The 20,576-nt window shown below is 67.4% G+C and carries 11 protein-coding genes; 4 read left to right on the forward strand and 7 right to left on the reverse strand.

Annotation, left to right across the window (positions count from 1 at the left end; genetic code table 11):
• Positions 1-15 precede the first annotated feature (15 nt).
• The 6 genes from DFQ15_RS05475 to map all read right to left on the reverse strand — a co-directional run bounded on the left by DFQ15_RS05475 (position 16) and on the right by map (position 11,034).
• Entirely contained in the window at positions 16-1,311 is a 1,296-nt protein-coding gene (locus DFQ15_RS05475) for a nucleotide sugar dehydrogenase (RefSeq protein ID WP_110465004.1), read from the reverse strand.
• Positions 1,301-3,562: a hypothetical protein gene (locus DFQ15_RS05480; RefSeq protein ID WP_146228658.1), complete on the reverse strand. Its 2,262-nt coding sequence runs from the start codon at positions 3,560-3,562 to the stop codon at positions 1,301-1,303. The genes DFQ15_RS05475 and DFQ15_RS05480 overlap by 11 nt, the downstream gene beginning before the upstream one ends.
• Positions 3,559-5,415 carry a glycosyltransferase gene (locus DFQ15_RS05485; protein ID WP_233504292.1) on the reverse strand — a complete coding sequence of 619 codons (1,857 nt, stop codon included), beginning with the start codon at positions 5,413-5,415 and terminating at the stop codon, positions 3,559-3,561. Before DFQ15_RS05485 ends, DFQ15_RS05480 begins: the two co-directional genes overlap by 4 nt.
• Position 5,416: 1 nt before the next feature.
• Positions 5,417-7,420, reverse strand: a complete 2,004-nt coding sequence (locus tag DFQ15_RS05490; protein ID WP_110465006.1) for a tetratricopeptide repeat protein — start codon at positions 7,418-7,420, stop codon at positions 5,417-5,419.
• 119 nt (positions 7,421-7,539) lie between these two features.
• On the reverse strand, positions 7,540-10,161 hold the full coding sequence (locus DFQ15_RS05495; protein ID WP_110465007.1) for a [protein-PII] uridylyltransferase: 2,622 nt from the start codon (positions 10,159-10,161) through the stop codon (positions 7,540-7,542).
• A gap of 42 nt (positions 10,162-10,203) precedes the next feature.
• On the reverse strand, positions 10,204-11,034 hold the full coding sequence (gene map / locus DFQ15_RS05500; RefSeq protein WP_110465008.1) for a type I methionyl aminopeptidase: 831 nt from the start codon (positions 11,032-11,034) through the stop codon (positions 10,204-10,206).
• 259 nt (positions 11,035-11,293) lie between these two features.
• Here map and purL point away from each other — a divergent pair, with 259 nt between their 5' ends.
• From purL to DFQ15_RS05520, 4 genes are all read left to right on the forward strand, one after another.
• Positions 11,294-15,337 carry a phosphoribosylformylglycinamidine synthase gene (purL, locus tag DFQ15_RS05505; protein ID WP_233504300.1) on the forward strand — a complete coding sequence of 1,348 codons (4,044 nt, stop codon included), beginning with the start codon at positions 11,294-11,296 and terminating at the stop codon, positions 15,335-15,337.
• Positions 15,338-15,932: 595 nt separating this feature from the next.
• Entirely contained in the window at positions 15,933-16,913 is a 981-nt protein-coding gene (gene xopAH / locus DFQ15_RS05510; protein ID WP_158529008.1) for a XopAH/AvrB family type III secretion system effector, read from the forward strand.
• Positions 16,914-17,347: 434 nt separating this feature from the next.
• Positions 17,348-18,295, forward strand: a complete 948-nt coding sequence (locus tag DFQ15_RS05515) for a DUF808 domain-containing protein (RefSeq protein WP_110465011.1) — start codon at positions 17,348-17,350, stop codon at positions 18,293-18,295.
• A 64-nt stretch (positions 18,296-18,359) separates the two neighbouring features.
• Entirely contained in the window at positions 18,360-19,109 is a 750-nt protein-coding gene (locus tag DFQ15_RS05520; protein ID WP_110465012.1) for a heparan-alpha-glucosaminide N-acetyltransferase, read from the forward strand.
• A gap of 610 nt (positions 19,110-19,719) precedes the next feature.
• On the opposite strand, the gene DFQ15_RS05525 is transcribed toward DFQ15_RS05520, so the two are convergent.
• A complete protein-coding gene (locus tag DFQ15_RS05525) occupies positions 19,720-20,505 on the reverse strand; it encodes a peptidylprolyl isomerase (protein WP_110465013.1) in 786 nt (261 codons plus the stop codon).
• Positions 20,506-20,576 lie beyond the last annotated feature (71 nt).

Here is a 20,576-nt window from a genome sequence, read left to right on the forward strand (position 1 = left end):
TGGGATGCTGGAAAGTCAGAGGCGGAAAACGGTGAAGCCTGCAGCCGCGACCTGACGGCGATCGAAGAGGCTTTTGACGTCGGCCAGTACGGGCTGGTTGCCGCGGCAGAGGCTGCGCAGTTCTTCGGGCGTGGCACTGCGGAACTGCTGGTGCCCGACAGCCACGACCAGCGCATCCACCGGTTGCTCTGCCGACACCTCGCCTAGCGACAGGCCGTATTCCTGCTGTACGTCGGCCGCGCTGGCCCAGGGGTCGCAGACGACCACGTGGGCGCCCCAGGCCTCGAACTCGCGCACCATGTCCACCACCTTGCTGTTGCGGATGTCGGGGCAATTTTCCTTGAAGGTGATGCCCAGCACGCCGATGCGGCACCGCGGCACGTCGAGCCCGTTCTTCAGCATCAGCTTGATGGTGTTGCGGGCCACGTAGCGGCTCATGTTGTCGTTGATGCGCCGGCCGGCCAGGATCACCTGCGGGTGGTAGCCGACTTCCTCGGCCTTGTGGGTCAGGTAGTACGGATCCACGCCGATGCAGTGGCCGCCCACCAGGCCGGGCCGAAAGGGCAGGAAGTTCCATTTGCTGCCGGCGGCCTCGAGCACGTCGAGGGTATCGATGCCCAGGCGTTCGAAGATGACCGACAGTTCGTTGACCAGGGCGATGTTGAGGTCGCGCTGCGTGTTCTCGATCACCTTGGCGGCTTCGGCGACCTTCAGGCTGCTGGCCTTGTGCGTCCCGGCCTCGATGATGCTGCCGTAGAGCGCGTCGACCGCGTCGGCGGCTGCGGGCGTGCTGCCGCTGGTGATCTTCCTGATCTTGGTGAGCGTGTTGACCTTGTCGCCGGGGTTGATCCGCTCGGGGCTGTAGCCGCAGAAGAAGCCGGTGTTGAAGGTCTTGCCGCTGCAACGCTCCAGCACCGGCACGCAGACTTCTTCGGTCGCGCCGGGATAGACCGTCGATTCGTATATGACCAGGGCGCCTTCCGGCATGACCTTGCCGACGGTCTCGCTGGCCCTGATCAGCGGCGACAAATCGGGCCGGTTGGCCGTGTCGACCGGTGTCGGCACGGTGACGATGAACACCTGGCAGGCCCGCAGGTCTTCCAGATCGGCGCTGTAGTGAAGGTGCCGGGCGGCGCGCAGGTCTTCGGGGTTCGCCTCGAGCGTCGCGTCCCGGCCGTCTTTCAGCTCCGCGATGCGCGCCGCGTTGATGTCGAAGCCCAGCACACTGCGCTGCTTGCCGAACTCCACCGCCAGGGGAAGGCCGACATAGCCCAACCCGATGACCGCGATCGTGGCCTTGTCAATATTCATGTCTGGATGCAAGAAAACCAATTGTTCTTGTGCTTCGGCAAAGGGCGGAACTGTGGATTTTGTCATGCCGGAAGATCGCACTCGTAATTTCGCCCCCGCATTTATGCGGTAGCCAGCCGGGCCTTGACAGACGGGGGTGAATGGGGGAGAGGCGCGTCCGCGCGGCCGCATCGCCGCGCCCGCAGTGCGCGTCCGGGCAATCGTGGCCGATGCCGCGTGCCGCGGCCGACGCCGCGGTGTCGCCCTCCGGGGGCGACGTCCAGGCCGCGCCGTTGCGCGCCGGACACTGCCGCGGGTAGACGTCCCGACCTGCACGGTCGACGAAAAAGCCTGCCCCGGCAAGGGTGCTGCGCAGGGGATCGGGATCGGCCAGTGCCGCATATCCGAAGCCCCGGCACGCACCCGGGCCCAGCGCGTAGTGGTCTGCGCCGCGTCCGTCGACGAAGAAGGCGACGCTGTTGTCCAGCGCGGCGCCGATGCCGAAGTCGCCCACGCGGTAGTAGTCGTCGCCGCCCTGGTCGACGAACACCGCGACGGAAAAGTCATGGGCAGCGCCCAGCGCGGCTGAATGGCTGGCGGCGTAACGGTCGTCGCCGTCCCCGCGCTTGACCAGTAGCCCGGCCGCGTTGTGCGCGGCCGCGCCCATCGCATACCACGCGGCCTCGAAGGTGTCGTGGCCTCCGCCGTCGAGGAGCATGCCCGTGCCTTCGTGGTAGCCGACACCCTGTGCGAAGACGTGCGCGCTGTAGTGGTCGTCGCCTGCCGCATCCAGCAGCAAGCCGGTCCCGCCGGTGGTGGACACGCCGCCGGCGGACGCATCGGGGCGCTGGCCGCGGCCCGCTCCCTGGCCGAGCGAGACGTTGCGATCGGGCAGCTGCGCCGACGGGAACAGCAGCGGCGTGCCGGACAGCGTGTACCGGTCGTCGCCACCCGCATCCAGCAGCACGGCGGTCCCTTCGGGCCCTGCGGAGGCCTGCGACTGTGAGACGGCATCGAAGCGTGTCGCGTCCGAGCTGCTGCGCAGTACCGCCCAGCCGGCTACCGCGAAGCCCTGGGCGTAGGCGGTCGCGGTATACCGGTCGCGGCCGGCCTGGTCGATGTGCAGGGCGGCGCCGAACACGGCGGCGCCCTGTGCGAACGATCCGCCACGGTAGCCGTCGCTGCCCTCCGAATCCCACAAGATGCCATAGCCCAGAATACCGGCCGACGGGTCGGTGCCAGGCCCGGCGGCGGCGTAGAGATCGTCGCCTCCGTGGTCGATCAGCACCGCGATGCGGTTGCCGTCGCGCCGCACCTCGAAGGTATAGCGGTCGTCGCCGCCGACGTCGAGCACCAGCAAGGGCGAGTCCAGCACATGCGCGCTGCCGGTGCCCGTCGTATCGACCAGGACCGTACCCAGCGGCGTTTCGTGGCGCCAGTACACGCGGGGCAGGGCGGGGGCAGCCTGGAGGTGGCCCGACAGCCGCGCCGCGGCCTGTGCCAGGACCGCCATGCCCTGGAGCAACGCCGGACGGTCGAGGCGGCTCAGCAGGCGGCGCAGGTCGAGCGCCGCGGGAATGCCGGTGGGGACGGCAGATCCGTCCGGAAACTGGCCCAGGAGGGCCGAGGGCGTCAGGGCGGCGGGCATCCCTGCCAGGGCGGTACGGCGCAACTGCTCCGCGGCATGGATGCCCAGCAGCATCCGGGCGATCTCGCCGCGCAGGGGCTCGGGCAGCGTCGCGTCCGGGGGTACGGTAGCGCCCGCAGGAGGCGGTCCGGCGCCGCGTCCCGCGGTGTCTACGGACAGCAGCGCGAGGGCGTCGGCCAGGGTGTCGGTACCGCCCGGCAGCATCGGAGCCGGTGCGCTCCACGACCTGTCGACACCGGGAATGGCGCCCAGGTCTGCAGCGGCCCGCAGCAAGGCGCCGGGCGAATCCTGCGCCTGCCGGAACCGGTCCTCGATGTGTCGGGCCCGCGCCGGCAGGGCGCCCGGCGACGCCATCGCGGCACGCAGCAGCCGCGACTGCCGGTCCCGCGTGGGCGAGAGCCGCAGTTGGTCGAGGTCGGGCGTGGTGCCGAGGTCGACGGTGTCGCTGCCGAGGCCCCGCACCGCCGCCGCGGGCCGGGCGTCGCCTCCCTGCAGGCACCCACAGGCCAGCACCCAGACGAGCGCCAGGCGGCGACAGCACAGCGAGCCGCCGGGCCGGCCGGTGGACTGGTGCGTGGCCGCTGCGCGGACCGCGGGGCCCTGCAGGCAGACAGGAGTTTTCAAACCGTGCGGCGTGCGCGCGCGGGAGCGCGGCGCGACAGGCACAGCAGCGTGGTCAGCGCCATGTAGCGTGCGACGCCGAACCACGAGCGGAAGACGCGCGATTTGCCGGTGGCGCGGGCCTGCATGACTACCGGAATTTCCGCGATGCGCATGCCGGCGCGGCTGGCCGTCAGCAGGGCGCCCAGGTCCTGGTAATCCAGCAGCGTGGCGTCGCCAGAGGAAAGCAGCTGCATCGCATCGTGGTTGTAAAACCGGAAGCCGGAGGTCAGGTCGCGCAAGTCGAAGCTGGCCAGACGCCGGAACCAGCCCCAGGCCCACCGGCGCAGGCGGCTGGCCCGCTCGGGGAACGCACCGATCACCATGTCGGCCCGGTCGCGGCCGCCCAGAAGTGCCTGCACCTGACCGACTTCGTGCTGGCCGTCGGCGTCCATCGTGACGACGCCGGCATAGCCCTTCTGCAGCGCGTAACGGATACCGGTCTGCATGCCACCCCAGGCGCCCACCGGCAAGGGCGGGCGCAGCACCCGCGCGCCGGCGTCACGCGCCAGCCGCGCGGTGTCGTCCGTGCTGTGGTCGTCGATGACCACGATGTCGGGGTAGCCCGCGGCGATGAGTTCCGCTACGACCGTGCCGACGGTGGCGGACTCGTCCTTGGCCGGGATGACAACCAGGATGCGGTGTTCGGCCGCGGGCGCCGGCGTGTCCGACGCGCCGATCGCGTAGGCTGCGGCCAGCCCGGTGACGCACGCGTCGATCGAGAATCGGGCGTGCAGCGCGTCGCGGCCGGCACGGCCATAGCGCTTCCGCCGTGCCGGGTCGTGCTGCAGCCGCTGAATGGCGGCCTTCCAGGCGGCCACGTCCTGGAGCGGAACGCATTCGCCCGCCTTCGCCTCGCGCACCACCCACGGCATGCCCGATCCGGGCAGGTCCGACACCAGGCAGGGCCTGGCATGGCGCATCGCCTCCAGCAGCACCATGCCGAAGGCCTCTGTGCGTTCCCGCGACGGCAGGCAAAAGAGTTCGCAGTTGCCCAGCAGCTCCGCCTTCACCGCGTCCGACACCTTGCCCAGCAGGCGCACGCGGGGCGGCTCGCCGGCCATCGCATGGGCGCGAACCAGGGCTTCCAGCGGGGTGCGCAGTTCTCCGTCGCCCGCGATCAGAAGTTCGACGCCGGGCGTGGCGGATACGGCACGCACCAGCGTCTCGAAGCCCTTGTAGTAGGCCAGCCGCCCGATGGACAGCAGCCGGAAAGCGCCGGCGCGCCAGTGCGCCGCGTCGCGCGCCGGCGGAGGATGCCCCAGGTCCATCGGCGGCGTCACGTCCAGGCCCAGCGGCACCACCACGCATTTGCGCAGCCAGGGCCGCAGCGGGACGCTGTGCTCAAGGTAGGGCGGAGAGGTGACGACGATGCGTTCGGCGCGCTCGAGCACCGTCCATTCGAACGGCCGGTAGGCGCGGTAGGCGGCGGCCACCAGCCCGCGGATCCGGGACGGCACCACGTCAGAATGCCAGTGCACCACCCACGGCAGCGCCAGGGCCGACGGTAGGGTCGACGCCCAGAAGACGGAATTGTTGGGCATGTGCAGGTGCAGTACCTGAGGGCGGAAGCGGGCAATGGCCCGGGCGAGCGCGAGCGGGAAGCCCGCCGCGATCGGCGCGTACAGCAGATGCGCCTGCACCGGGACGCGCACGAGCCAGTCGGGATCGTCCGGGAGCGGTTCGCCGTGGACCAGCGCGAACGCTTCGAGGCCCTGCGCCCGCTGGGCGTGCACCAAGTCGGACAGGAAGACCTCCATGCCGCCGACATGCGGAGGAAAGAACTTGCCGACATGCAGGACGCGCCGCGCGGCCATCTCAGCGTTTCGGCGCCAGCCGTGCCATCTGGGCGCGGAGGGTCTGGTAGGTCTGATTGCGCGGGTCCAGGGACAGGGCCTTGTCCATGTCCTCGACTCCGCCGGCCGTGTTGCCCAGCGCGTGGCGGGCCAGGGCACGGCCGTAGAAGGCCTGCGCGAAGGGACGGTCGGCGATGAGCTTGTCGAACACCGCCAGCGCCTCGGCGGTGCGGCCCGCGCCGAGCAACGCGAGCCCGTAGCCCGACCGGAAGCGCGCGCTGGTCGAGCGGTTCTGGAGGAGCAGGGAGAATTCCTGCAGCGCCACATCGTATTTCTGGACGGTAATGGCAGTTTCCGCATGGCGCAGCCGGGCGTTTTCAAGCACCTTGCGCTGTTCCTCGTTTTCGGCGACGGGAGGCCCGTACAGTTCCAGGGCGCGGCTGAACGCCGTGTAGGCGTCGGTAAAGCGGCCCGTCTCGTAGAGGGATTCGCCCAACTGGTAGTACAGCTCCGCGCCGTGGTTGCCTTTCGCCTCGGATGCGCGGAAAGCCGCTATCGCCTCGGTATGCTTGCGCTGCAGCTGCAGCGCCACACCCTTGTTGAACGTGGCGAGACCGCGGGGCTCGCCCAGGCGCTCGGCCATCGTGAAATCGGCCAGCGCGCTGTCGGTGAGGGACTTCTCCAGGTACTGCGCCCCCCGGTTCAGGTAAGGCCTCCAACGGCCCACGGCGTTGGCCGGCGCCTGCAGGTCTACCTTCTCCACCGCGTCGGACCAGACGCTGATCTGGCTCTCGAAGGTGAGAACGCGCTCCAGCGCAAGGCCCCCGAACAGGGCGCCGACGACGAAGCCTACCGTGTAGACCGTCTTCGGCGCGAATCCGATCAGGGGCAGTGCGATCAGGCCTGGGATGGCCGCCGCCCACAGGTAGCTGCGGTAGAGCACCAGCGGGTCCTGCACCCAGACGGTCGCGAACTCGGTCCCGAACAGCAGCAGTGGAAACAGCAGGCACAGCGCCGCGAGGCCCAATGCGTTGCTGCGTCGCATCACCAGCCATGCCGAGCCGACCAACAGCACCCCGTAGGCCAGCGCACCGAGCAGCTGCGGAAACGCATCCGGCGAAAGCGGGAACGCGGGCCGCATGTCGATCGACATCCACTGAGGGTTGGGCAGGAACCACAGCACCCCATAGCGGAAGAACAGGAAGGCCTCGTTGAGGATGCTCAGCGGAAACACCGCCGACTGCAGGCCGGGTCTTAACGCGTCGAGCTGCTGCACCAGGAGCAGTGAGGTCGGGTCGAACACCCGGCCGAGGAAGGATCCGTAGACCTGCGCCAGCAGGTAGACCGCCAGCGCCAGCAGCAGCATGCACCCGGCGGCGATACCCGCGATCTGTTTCACGCCGGGCCGCTTCACGAAGATGTAGAGCGGCACGAAGAATGCCACCAGCATCACCGTGTGTTCCTTGGCCAGAACGGCCAGGATATAGCCGGCGACCGCGGCGGCGAGCCAACCCTTGTGGTTCTGGCGCAGCCCGCGGACAAGCGCGTAGCAGCTCCAGGCCGCGAAGAACGTCGCCATCAGCACCGAGCGCTGCAGAAGGTAGGCCACGCCGTAGACCGCGACCGGGTTCAGCGCGAACAGCGCGACGCCCACGCGCAGCGCGGCGATGCGGGACGATGAAAAGCTCTCTGCTGCCCGGATATCCTCCGAGAACTCGGTGGCGAGCAGCAGCTGCCTGAACCAGAAATACAGGCCCACCGTGGTGCCCAGATGCAGCAGGATGTTGAACAACCGCTGCTTCCACCACCCGGGCCCCACGACCGCATCCAACCACACGAACGAGCCATAGGAGAGCAGGCGCTGCTGGAGGTTCAACAGGCTGTCGTAGGGTCCGAAGATGGTGCCGTCCGTCAGCCGCAGATCGTCGAAGACCAGTTCGTTGTGCAGACCCGGCAGGTAGACAGCCAGCACCCCGATCGCCAGCAAAAGGAGAAAGGCCAGCAGCCCGATGGTTTTCTTGGTCATGAGGTTCTCAGCGGAAACAGGCGGGCCGCACCTGCCGTACGATACATAAAACAACATGCGAGTTTAAGGGACGGCATGCCGCGGTACTCGCTGCGCGTACCGCGTCGGCGCCCGGCGCGCTACGGCCCGGCCAATACCTCCAGCAGTTCTGTCTCGATCGCGATCTGCGCCCGGTTGCGCTGCAGGCTCGGGCCGTCGATCAGGAAGGTGTCTTCCACCCGCTCGCCGAGGGTACTGATCTTGGCCAGTTGCAGGTTGAGCTGGTGTCTGGCCAGCACGCGGGCGATCGAGTACAGCAGGCCGGCGCGGTCGCTGGCGGAGATGCTCAGCAGCCAGCGCTGGGCGCGGTCGTCGGGCCGCAGCTCCACGCGCGGAGCTACCGGAAAGCTCCGCACCCGGCGCGACACGCGGCCGCGGCTGGGGGCGGGCAGGGGGCCCGACTGGTGCAGCGCATGGGGCAGGTCGGTCTGCACCATGCTGACCAGTTCACGGTAGTGGTCGGGCAGCACCGAAGTGACCACCTGGAAAGTGTCGAGCGCATAGCCGTTGCGAGCGGTATGCACCTTGGCATCCAGGATGCTGAAGCCGGCCTGGTCGAAATAGCCGCAGATGCGGGCGAACAGATCCGGCGCATCGGGCGTGTAGACCAGCACCTGCAGGCCTTCGCCCACGGTCGAAAGCCGCGCCCGGACGATGCATGCATCGGCCAGCGGTGGCGGCTGACCGGTGCCGCCGTGCACATGGCGCGACAGCTGGCGTGCGTGCCAGGCGATATCGGCCGCGTCGTGCCGCATGAAATAGCGTACGTCCAGCGTGTCCCACAGCTTCTTGTGCGCCTCGTGCGGCTCGGCATGCAACGCCAGCAGTACCAGGGCCTCGCGCTTGCGCGATTCGGTCAGCGCGGCCGGGTTGGGCGTCTGGCCGCCGAGGGCGCGCAGGGTGTAGCGGTACAGGTCCTCCAGCAGCTTGCCCTTCCAGGCGTTCCAGACCTTGGGGCTGGTGCCGCGAATGTCGGCCACGGTGAGCAGATACAGCGCCGTCAGGTGGCGTTCGTCGCCTACCTTCTGGGCGAAGGCACTGATCACCGCCGGATCGCTCAGGTCGGATTTCTGCGCGATGTGGCTCATCGTCAGGTGCTCCTGTACCAGGAAGGCGATCAGGTCGGCGTCTTCCCGTTCGATGTCGTGGTCCTCGCAGAACTTGCGCACGTCGCGGGCGCCCAGTTCTGAATGGTCGCCGCCGCGGCCCTTGGCGATGTCGTGGAACAGTGCGGCGGTATAGAGGACCCAGGGCTTGTCCCAGCCGGCCCCCAGCTGCGAGCAGAACGGATATTCGTGCGCATGCTCGGCCATGAAGAAGCGCCGGGCGTTGCGCAGCACCATCAGGATGTGCTGATCGACCGTGTAGACGTGGAACAGGTCGTGCTGCATCTGCCCGACGATGTGGCGGAACACCCGCAGGTAGCGGCCCAGCACCGAGGTTTGGTTCATCAGCCGGATCGCGTGGGTGATGCCGACCGGTTGCTGCAGGATGGTGCGGAACGTGGCGCGGTTGACCGGATCGCGCCGGAACGACGCATCCATCGCCTCGCGCGCGTTGTAGAGGGCGCGCAGCGTGCGGGCCGACAGGCCGCGCAGCCCGATGTGCGTCTCGTACAGCAGGAAGGTTTCGAGGATCGCGTGCGGCTGGGTGCGGTAGAGGTCGTCGCTCGCCACCTCGATCATCCCGGCCTTCTCGTAGAAGCGTTCGTTGATCGGTATCAGCGCATGGGTGGTCGGATTGAGCCGCTCGCCGATGTTGAGCAGCAGGATTTGGCTCAGCTGCGTGACCGCCTTGGCCGCCAGGTAATAGCGCCGCATCAGCGCCTCGCTGGCACGGCGGGCCAGCCGGGTGCCGTCGGGCGCGAGCGAGCGGTAGCCGAAGGATTCGGCGACGGCCGTCTGCAGGTCGAACACCAGCCGGTCTTCGCGGCGCTTGGCGATCAGGTGCAGCCGGGTGCGGATCAGGCTCAGCAGCGCCTCGTTGCGCTTGATCTGTCGCACCTCGAATGCGGTGGCCAGGCCGTTGTGGGCCAGCGCGTCCCAGTTCTCTCCGTAGCCGGCCGCGGTCGACACCCACAGGATGCTCTGCAGGTCGCGCAGACCGCCGGGCGATTCCTTGCAGTTGGGCTCCAGCGAGTAGGGCGTGTCCTCGAACTTGTGGTGCCGCTGGCGCAGCTCCAGCATCTTGGCGGAGAAGAACGCCTGCGGATCGAGCGCTTCGCGGAACGCCTTGCGGAACCGATGGAACAGGGTGGCGTCGCCGACGAGCCGGCGCGATTCGAGCAGCGAGGTCTGCACCGTCACGTCGCGGGCCGCCTCGTCCAGGCATTCGGCGGCGGTGCGCACGCTCGATCCGATCTCCAGGCCTGCGTCCCAGCAGCTGCCGATGAAGCCCTCGATCTTCAGCCGCAGCGCATCGTCGGCATCGGGCTGAGTGCCGTCGGGCAGCAGCAGCAGCACGTCGATGTCGGAATGGGGAAACAGCTCGCCCCGGCCGTAGCCGCCGACGGCGAGCAACGTGAAGCTCTCGGGGAAGGCCGCCCGCGTCCACAAGGTGCCCAGCAACTGATCGGCCATCCGCGCCAACTGGCGCAGTACCGTGTGGATGCCGCGGGCGGTGGCGCCGCTGCGCTCGGCCGCGTCCAGCAGCGTCGCCTTCTTCTGGCGGTAGTCGTCGCGCAGCGCCGAAAGATCGGACATCGGGGAGGAACTCCTGCCGGACACGTCGGGATCGGACGCGGGCTACGCGGCGAGGGTCGGCGTGCCGTATACCGCGGTGTAGAAGGCGGGCGGCGGCGGGCATTCGGCCGACAGGGTCAGCACCTCGCAGCCCGTCTCGGTGACCAGCACCGTGTGCTCCCATTGGGCCGACAGGCTGTGGTCCTTGGTGACGATGGCCCAGCCGTCGTTGCCGAACTCCTTGACCTCGCGGCGGCCGGCGTTGAGCATCGGCTCGATGGTGAAGGTCATGCCGGGCTTGAGCTCCTCCAGCGTGCCGGGCTTGCCGTAGTGCAGCACCTGCGGTTCTTCGTGGAAGTTGCGGCCGATGCCGTGGCCGCAGAACTCGCGCACCACGCTGAAGCCGTGGCCCTCGGCGAACTTCTGGATCGCCGAGCCGATGTCGCCCAGCCGCGCGCCGGGCTTGACCTCCATGATGCCGATCCAGAGCGCTTCGAAGGTGATCGCGCTCAAGCGCCTGGCCGCGATCGACGGCTCGCCCACCATATACATCCGGCTGGCATCGCCGTACCAGCCGTCCTTGATGACGGTGACGTCGACGTTCATGATGTCGCCCTTCTTCAGCGGCTTGTCGTTGGGAATACCGTGACAGACCACATGGTTCAACGAGGTGCAGAGCGACTTGGGGTAGGGCGGATAGCCCGGCGGCTGGTAGCCGAGGGTGGCCGATACGCTGCCCTGTCGGGCCATGCACTCAGCGGCGAGCCGGTCGATATCGTTGGTGGTGACGCCCGGCTTCACATGCGGCGCGAGGGAGTCCAGCACTTCGGCGGCAAGGCGGCAGGCGACGCGCATGCCTGCGATTTCCTGGGCGTTCTTGTAGATGATGCTCATCGGGGAATTATCCCATCGGCTCCCGGGCCGGTCGCGGCGCAGGGGTGCCGGCCCGGGCGGCGGGCGGCGGGCGGCCCCGTTCTAGAATCCCCGGTTTGTCGGAGCAGCCCGCGCGCGCCATCCAGCGGCGGTCGCGCGGCGCCCGTACTGCTTCTCGCACACCGCAGACATCCAACAGGCCGCCCCCGTGACCTTGCCCACCCCGACTCTGCTCGCCATCACTTCCTTCGACGGCGGCAACGCGCTGAGCGATTTCCGCATGCGCCAGTTGCTGCCGCGCCTTCAGGCGGTGCATCCCCGTATCGACGGCATCTCGGCCCGCTTCGTGCACCTGGTGCTGTCGGACGCCGCGCCAGGCGCCGACGACCATGCCCGCCTTGCGGCCCTGTTGACCTACGGCGACCCGTACGCCGCGCCGGCCGGCGCCGACAGGCCGGGCCAGGGCACGACCATCGTCGTGGCGCCACGCCTGGGCACCGTGTCGCCCTGGGCCTCCAAAGCCACCGACATCGCGCACAACTGCGGCCTGGCGGTGCGCCGGGTCGAGCGCATCGTCGAATACCGTGTCCATGTGAAGCAGCCGCTGCTCGGCAAGGCCACGCTGGACGACGGCCAATCGGTGGCACTGGCCGGGCTGCTGCACGACCGGATGACCGAATCGGTCTTCTTCGACCGGGCCGCGGCCGCCGCGCTGTTCAAAGAACTGCAGGCCGCGCCGATGGAGCAGGTCGATGTGCTGGGCGGAGGCCGCGCCGCGTTGGTGGCGGCCGATGGCACCTTCGGTCTGGCCCTGGCCGAGGACGAAATCGACTACCTGGTCGAAGCGTTCACCGGCCTGCAGCGCAACCCGACCGACGTGGAGCTGATGATGTTCGCCCAGGCCAACAGCGAGCACTGCCGCCACAAAATCTTCAACGCACGGTTCGTGATCGACGGTCAGCCGCAGCCCGACAGCCTGTTCGGCATGATCCGCAACACCCACAAGCTGCATCCTGCGCACACGGTGGTGGCGTACTCCGACAACGCCTCGGTGATGGAGGGCCGCACCGTCGAGCGATTCCTGGCGAAAAGTGCCCCCGGCCGTGACGGTACGCCGACCTATAGCTATCAAAAGTATAGCAATCTGCAGCATGTGCTGATGAAGGTGGAGACGCACAACCACCCGACCGCCATCTCGCCGTACCCCGGCGCCTCGACCGGCGCGGGCGGCGAGATCCGCGACGAAGGCGCCACCGGCCGCGGCTCGAAGCCCAAGGCCGGCATGACCGGCTTCACCGTCTCCAGGCTCTGGCCGGGCGACGACGACTTCGGCCGGCCCGCCCATATCGCCAGCCCGCTGCAGATCATGACCGAAGGGCCGCTGGGCGGCGCCGCGTTCAACAACGAGTTCGGCCGGCCCAACCTGCTGGGTTATTTCCGCGAGTACGAGCAGACGGTCGCGAGCGACATCGACACCGTCCGCCGCGGCTACCACAAGCCGATCATGATCGCTGGCGGCCTGGGCACGATCGACGCGGCCCTGACCCGGAAGATCGAATTCCCCGCCGGATCGCTGCTCATCCAGCTCGGCGGCCCCGGCATGCGCATCGGCATGGGCGGCAGCGCCGCCAGTTCGATGGCCACCGGCGCCAACGCGGCCGAACTGGATTTCGATTCGGTCCAGCGCGGCAACCCGGAGATCGAACGCCGCGCGCAGGAGGTCATCGACCACTGCTGGCACCTGGGCGCCGAGAACCCGATCCTGGCGATCCACGACGTGGGCGCCGGCGGCTTGTCGAACGCCTTCCCGGAGCTGACCAACGATGCCGGCCGGGGCGCGCGCTTCGACCTGCGGGCCGTGCCGCTGGAAGAGTCCGGCCTGGCGCCCAAGGAAATCTGGTCCAACGAAAGCCAGGAGCGCTACGTGCTGGCGATCGCGCCCGCATCGCTCGTGCAATTCCGGGCCTTCTGCGAGCGCGAGCGCTGCCCGTTCGCGGTGGTGGGCGTGGCGACCGATGCACGCCAGCTCGTGGTCGGCGACCTCGACCTGGCTTCGCCCGCGCGCCCGCAAGCGGAAGAGCACCGGGGGGAGGGTGCTCCTGCACCGGCATCCCATGCCGTCGACATGCCGATGGACGTCCTCCTCGGCAAGCCTCCCAAGATGCTGCGCGACGTCAAGACCGTCCACCGCGTGTTCACTCCTCTGGAGCTGACCGGGGTCGCTCTGCAGGACGCGGCCATCGCGGTTCTGTCGCACCCCACCGTCGCCTCCAAGCGCTTCCTGATCACCATCGGCGACCGCACCGTCGGCGGCCTGACCCACCGCGACCAGATGGTCGGCCCGTGGCAGGTGCCGGTGGCCGATTGCGCCGTCACGCTCGCCGACTACGCCGGTTTCGCCGGCGAGGCGATGGCGATGGGCGAGCGCACCCCGCTGGCGGCGCTGGATGCGCCCGCATCGGGCCGCATGGCCGTGGCCGAGGCGATCACCAACCTGCTGGCCGCCCCCATCGAGCTGCCGCGTGTCAAGCTCTCGGCCAACTGGATGGCCGCTTGCGGCGAACCGGGCGAAGACGCGGCGCTCTACGCCACCGTCAAGGCCGTCGGCCTGGAGCTGTGCCCCGCGTTGGGCGTGTCGATCCCGGTGGGCAAGGATTCGCTGTCGATGCGCACCCAGTGGCAGGACGGCGGCACCGCCAAGAAGGTGACCTCGCCGGTCAGCCTGATCGTGAGCGCCTTCGCCACCCTGGCCGACGTGCGCGGCACGCTCACGCCGCAGCTCGATGCGGCCGAGGCCGACACCACCCTGGTGCTGGTCGACCTGGGCCGTGGCCGGCACCGCATGGCCGGCTCGATCCTGGCACAGACGCTGTCGCAGACCGGCTGCCCGGTGCAGGACGGCGTGCCCGACCTGGACGATCCGCAGGATCTGGTGAACCTCGTCGCGGCGGTCAATGCCCTGCGCACCGAAGGCAAGCTGCTGGCCTACCACGACCGCAGCGACGGCGGCCTGTTCGCCGCCGCGGTCGAAATGGCCTTCGCCGGCCATGTGGGCGTGGCGCTCAACGTGGACCTGCTGGTGACCGAGGGCGACGGCATCTCCGACAGCCGCGCCGAATACGGCGACGCCAAGAACTGGGCCGGCCAGGTGAGCGCGCGGCGCGAGGAACTGACCCTCAAGGCGCTGTTCAGCGAAGAGCTGGGCGTGCTGCTGCAGGTGCGCACCGCGGACCGCGACGCGGTCATGCAGACCCTGCGCGCCCACGGCTTGTCCAAGCACAGCCATTTCGTCGGCAAGACCCGGCCTGCCAGCTCGCCGATGGAAGCCGGCAAGGGCAAGCTCGAAGTCTGGCGCGACGCCAAGTCGGTGTTCAGCGCCACGCTGGCCGACCTGCACCAGGTGTGGGACGCCGTCAGCTGGAAGATCTGCGCCGAGCGCGACAACCCGGCCTGCGCCGATGCCGAGCATGCCGCCGCCGGCGACCCGGCCGACCCGGGCCTGCACTGGCATGTGCCGGCCGCGGCGCTTGCGCCCCAGGCACCGGCCATCGTCGGCACCGCCCGGCCACGGGTGGCGATCCTGCGGGAGCAGGGCGTCAACTCCCATACCGAAATGGCCTATGCCTTCGACGCGGCCGGCTTCGAATCGGTCGACGTGCACATGACCGACCTGCAGTCGTGCCGCGTCGCGCTGTCCGACTTCCGCGGCGTGGTCGCCTGCGGCGGCTTCAGTTATGGCGACACGCTGGGCGCCGGCATCGGCTGGGCCCGCAGCATCACCTTCAACCCGCAGCTGGCAGACCAGTTCGCCGCCTTCTTCGGCCGCACCGACACCTTCGGCCTGGGCATCTGCAACGGCTGCCAGATGTTCGCCGAGCTGGCCGACATCATCCCCGGTGCCGCCGCCTGGCCCCGCTTCACCATCAACCAGAGCGAGCGCTTCGAGGCCCGCCTGGCGATGGTCGAGGTGCCGGAGTCGCCCAGCGTCTTCCTGCAGGGCATGGCCGGCTGGCGGCTGCCGATCGCGGTGGCGCACGGCGAGGGCTATGCCAACTTCGCGCGCCGGGGCGACCCGGCCACTGCGCTGGCCGCGCTGCGCTTCGTCGACAACGCCGGCCAGCCCACCGAGCGCTATCCGTTCAACCCCAACGGCAGCGCCGGCGGCCTGACCGGCGTGACCACGCCAGACGGCCGCTTCACCGCGCTGATGCCGCACCCCGAGCGGGTGTTCCGCAACATCCAGATGAGCTGGACCGGTGGCGATGCCGCAGCGCCGAGCCCGTGGCTGCAGCTGTGGCACAACGCGCGGCGCTGGGTCGGCTAGCGCGTACGAGGGAGGTCGTGATCGGCCGGCCCGCTGTAGACCATGACGGCCTAGACTGTTCGCAGCACCGTCTTCCAGTACTGCGTCGACTGCAGAGCGCCCGTGGTTCATCACCTCGGCCGTGCTCACCTACAGCGTGTCATGCACTTCGACGTGCCCGCGAAAGCCGAAGGGTGGGTCCCGCAGGCAGGCGCTCGCGGCATTGCGGCCCTTGCCGAGGCACGAGCCTCGGCAAGGGCCGCGCCTTGCGATCACCCGCCTGCGAGACCCACACGGGTATGTCAAAGTGCATCACACGCTCTTGCTCATGCGCAAGAATTTTCTACTTCTTTTTGGAAATTTGAACGACATTTTGAGTCAGCTCTCCTTTAAGAGGATGCTCGCTTTTTATGTCATCATTTCGCACCCATTGTTCACAATGATTCCGTTTGAATTAATATAATCTCCTTATCGTAGGGAGAGTGTAATGGGCGGATGTTTATCGACACGCGATGTTTCGCGATACCGCGATAGTTACCATTCCGATTTGCAAGCTGACAAGTCTCCTACCCCGACTTCGCCAAGCGCAGATAGTACCCCTTCACGCGAACTTCCGATGCGCGCGTCCTCCATTTCAAAAAAGAGTACTGCACCTCGCCGTAGTTTTGACGAACTTCAGGAGTCCCATCAATTTCCGGGGCAGAAAAATAAATCCCGCAATACCAATCGAACGGGGTTGCCAGGGCCGAGCACTTCGAACCTTTCGATAGAGCAACGGTCGTTGGTCGGAGTGGCGCGTTGGCCCGATTCACGCTATAACGAGGAAGATTCGCGGGCGCAGCAGTCATATGGTCAATCGTTCTGGAATGCCACGCGCAAAGCTGGATCGTTAATTGCAAACGGAAAGATTAGCTCGCTCGAACAACTTTGGACCCATGTAAGCGAATGGCGGGGCAAAAAGGCCGGAAGTTCCAGCAGCCCCTTCGGGGCCAGCAGGCGGGACCCGAAGTACAATTTGCCCCGCATCACCGGGTTAGGGGAAAAATATGCCTATGTCCGCGACCGATATGCCAATCGCACGGACGGAGATATCATGAGAAACCGATATAACTTGCCGCCGTTTATGCAGTTTCAAATCGATGACGAAATTGATGGCGAACCCATATCGCTGACGAAAATTGTCATTAGCAAAGATGCCATGGCGGACCGAATGGACGAAATTTATGCGGGTCTGCGTTCGAGAAACCAGGAAACACTGGGCGAGCCGTTTCATATCGCCCATACCGAGGCGGTCGACGTGCCACGGATCATGAAACATGCCGAATCACTATACAGCCGTGCGCTCGATCCGGATATCGATGATGGCCAGGCACTGGCAGCAATGGGTGAACTGCACTGGTGGCTCGCACATGCGATGCCTGATGTTCGAGGGAGTGCGGCCAAAGCCGAATTGAGCGTGCGTTCCATTGCGCAAGCCAGAGGCATGGATCTGCCGCCGTTCCAGCGAGGCATCGTGCCAGATTTGGAGGCAATGACAACGGCGCGTTCTGATTTTGTTAAAAATTATTCACAAATGCTTGCTTGGACTGAAATCTGAAATCTGGGCGTCATGGGGCTGGCAGTGATTTATTGGGGCACGTGTCCTTGGAGCGTGTTATGCACTTCGACGTACCCGCGTAAGCCGAGGAAAGGCCCCACGGCAAGACGGCAGCCTGGGCCTCTGCCCGCTGTCCCGCAGTCAGGCGCTCGCGCCGTCGCGGCCCTTGCCGAGGCACGGGCCTATGCGACGGCCCGCGCCTTGCGATCGCCCGCCAAGGACCCACGCGGGTACGTCGAAGTGCATAACACGCTCTGCGCCACCCTGAAAGGTCGGCACCAGTTGCGTGCCGATGCTTGCAGATGACCGACGCCGACTAGCCGATATGCGCCAATGGCTGACAGGCCGCTGACAGGGAGGCGGTTTTAATCTCGCCTCACACCCGTCAACCAGTGCGAGGCGGTGCCGCTGCGCCTTCCCACAAGGAACCCCCCATGGCCGGAGCCAGTCTGCTCACCCTGCTCGACGACATCGCCGCGATGCTCGACGATGTCGCCCTGATGACCAAGGTAGCCGCCAAGAAATCGGCCGGTGTGCTGGGCGACGATCTGGCGCTCAACGCCCAGCAGGTCTCCGGTGTGCAGGCCGCGCGCGAGCTGCCGGTGGTCTGGGCGGTGTCCAAGGGGTCGATGCGCAACAAGGCGATCCTGGTGCCCGCCGCACTGGCGATCAGTGCCTTCGCGCCCTGGCTGGTGACGCCGCTTCTCATGCTCGGTGGCGCCTTTCTGTGCTACGAAGGCGTCGAGAAGCTGGTGCACGTGGCCCGGCACCGCCGCGGGGCGCAGGCCCATGCGGCACAGGTCGCCGCTGCCCTCCCTGTCCAGGCCGCACCGGTCGCGGCGAGCGCTGGCACCGTCAACGTCGCCAGCGACGCGCAGTCCCTGCTGATGGAGAAGGAAAAAGTCCAGGGCGCCATCCGCACCGATTTCATCCTCTCCGCCGAAATCATCGCGATCACCCTCGGTGCGGTGGCCGGCGCTCCGTTCTTGCAGCAGCTGGCGGTGCTCGTCGGTATCGCGGTCGCGATGACGGTCGGCGTGTACGGCCTGGTGGCCGGCATCGTGAAGCTCGACGACCTGGGCCTGTACCTGAGCCAGCGGGCCAGCGCCGCTGCCAAGGCCGCCGGCCGGGGCATCCTGGCGGCAGCGCCCTACCTGATGAAGGCCTTGTCGATCGCCGGAACCGCGGCCATGTTCCTGGTGGGCGGCGGCATCCTGGTGCACGGCGTGCCGGCGCTGCACCACATGGTCGAGGGCTGGGGCGCATCGGGCGGCATCGCCTCGGTGCTGCCGATGCTGGGCAATGCGGCCATCGGCGCGGTGGTCGGCGCCATCGTGCTGGCGGCCGTCACCGGCGTTCAGAAACTTCGCACGCGGGCCTGATGCGGCGCGCCGCCTGCCTGCGCACTCTCAATGGCGGGGCAGGGCTGCTCTAGACTTGTCCGCCATGGACACTGCCGCCCGCTATGAACGCGTCGATGCACTGCGCGGCTTCGCCGTGGTGTGGATGACGGCGTTCCACTTCTGCTTCGACCTCAACTACCACGGCTTCTGGCGCCAGAATTTTTTGGGCGATCCGGTCTGGACGCTGCAGCGCACCGCCATCGTCAGCCTGTTCCTCTTCTGTGCCGGGTTGGGCCAGGCCATTGCGGTCGAGCACGGTCAGGGCTGGCCTCGCTTCTGGCGCCGGTGGGGCCAGGTGGCTGTATGCGCTCTGCTTGTCACGGCGGGCTCGTACTGGATGTTTCCCAGGACGTTTATCTATTTCGGCGTGCTGCACGGCGTGGCGGCGATGCTGATCGTCGGCAGGCTCACAGCGGGAGCGGGCGGCTGGCTATGGCCGTTAGGGGCGGTAGCGATCGCGTTGCCGCCCCTAGCGGCCGCATTGCTCGAAGGTTCGCCTTGGAGCAATGCTTTCAACGGTCGGTCGTTGAACTGGCTCGGGTTGGTCACGCAGAAGCCGGCTACCGAAGACTATGTGCCGGTGCTGCCGTGGATCGGCGTCGTGTGGTGGGGTATGGCGGCCGGCCAGTGGGTCATGTCCAGGCGGCCTGGATGGATGATGGGGAGCGCTGCGCCGAGTACTCGTAACGCGGCACGCCCGCTGGCGTGGCTGGGGCGGCACAGCTTGCCTTGGTACATGCTGCACCAGCCGGTATTGCTGGGGCTGGTGGGTCTGGCGGCTTCGTTGCGCTGACTTTTGGATCGAATGATGTTGTGGTCGGCTTACGGAGCCGACCTTTAGCTATTGAATTGATAGCGTAAGGATTGGCGGGTAGCGTGTGGAGCCGTTCCGCTGATAGTTGGGTGGGTCGGTTCAGCCGGGCTTGCGCGGCGCTGGGGGCCGTGATCGCCGGGTAACCCCCTCCGCGAATGTCCCCCGCGACGGGCTGCGCCCGCCGCTCCTCCTTTATTTCGCTGCGGGGGTCACCCGACACTCCCGGCCCTGGAAGCGTCGCGTCGTGCGGGTCGGATCAGCGACTGGCGCTGTTCGCTGGCACCGTGTGTGCATCGACGTCTAGCGAAGGAAGCAGTGCCCATCGCAGGCGACCTGCCTTATCACCCTCGATCAAGCACTCGCTAGGGATCGTGACGATGGCGTGCTCTGCGCAGCGACATCGAGGAGGAGGCCGCAGGCCGGGGGACAGTCGCGCAGCAGAGTACGCCGTCGGCGCGAGCCCGGCCCATGCCCACAAGACTCGCTTCGGCAATCCGAGAACCGCTTGATCCAAAAATGAAAAACGGCCCCGAAGGGCCGCCATGCGCCGGCACCCCGAAAGGCCCGACCAGAAAAACCGAAAGACCGATTACTCGACCTTGGCCTTCGCGCGCAGCTCTTCCTGGTACTTGGCCAGCTTCTGGCCTTGCAGTTGCTGCATCAGCTGAGGCTTGACTTCGTCGAACGACGGCAGCTTGGCTTCGCGGGTGTCGTCCAGGCGGATGACGTGGTAGCCGAACTGGCTCTTGATCGGGGTGTCGGTGACCTGGCCCTTCTTGAGCTTGACCAGGGCTTCAGTGAACTCCTGCACATAGCTGCTCGGGTTGGCCCATTCGAGTTCGCCGCCGTTGGCGCCGGAGCCGGTGTCCTTGGATTGCTTCTTGGCGATGTCCTCGAACTTCGCACCCTTCTTCAAGCGGGCGATGATGTCTTTGGCGTCGCTTTCCTTCTCGACCAGGATGTGGTGCGCCTTGTATTCCTTGCCGCCGTTGGCTGCAACGACCTTGTCATACTCGGCCTTGGCTTCCGCATCGGTCACCGGGTTCTTGGCGACCCAGCCGGCGAACAGGTCGCGGATCAGCACGGTCTGGCGGGCCAGTTCCATCTGGTTCTTGAAGTCTTCGGTGCCTTCGAGGCCCTGCTTCTGGGCTTCCTGCAGGAACACTTCGCGGGCGATGACCTCGTCCTTGATCTGTTGCTCGACCTCAGGGGTGATCGGACGGCCCGACTTGGCGACCTGCTGGCTCAGCACGTCGGCGCGCGACTTGGGCACGGCCTTGCCGTTGACCACGGCGATGTTCTGGGCGAAGGCCGGCAAGGCCAGGGCTGCTGCGACGGCGACGAGCGCCAGGCGAGACGTACGGTTTTTTTTCATGGTTGTTTCCTCGAAAGTCCTGGAATGTTGGGGAGGGATGGAGAGGTCCGCGAGAGCCGCAAGCGCGGCAG

The organism is Xylophilus ampelinus, assembly GCF_003217575.1.
Classification (GTDB): Bacteria; Pseudomonadota; Gammaproteobacteria; order Burkholderiales; family Burkholderiaceae_C; genus Xylophilus; species Xylophilus ampelinus.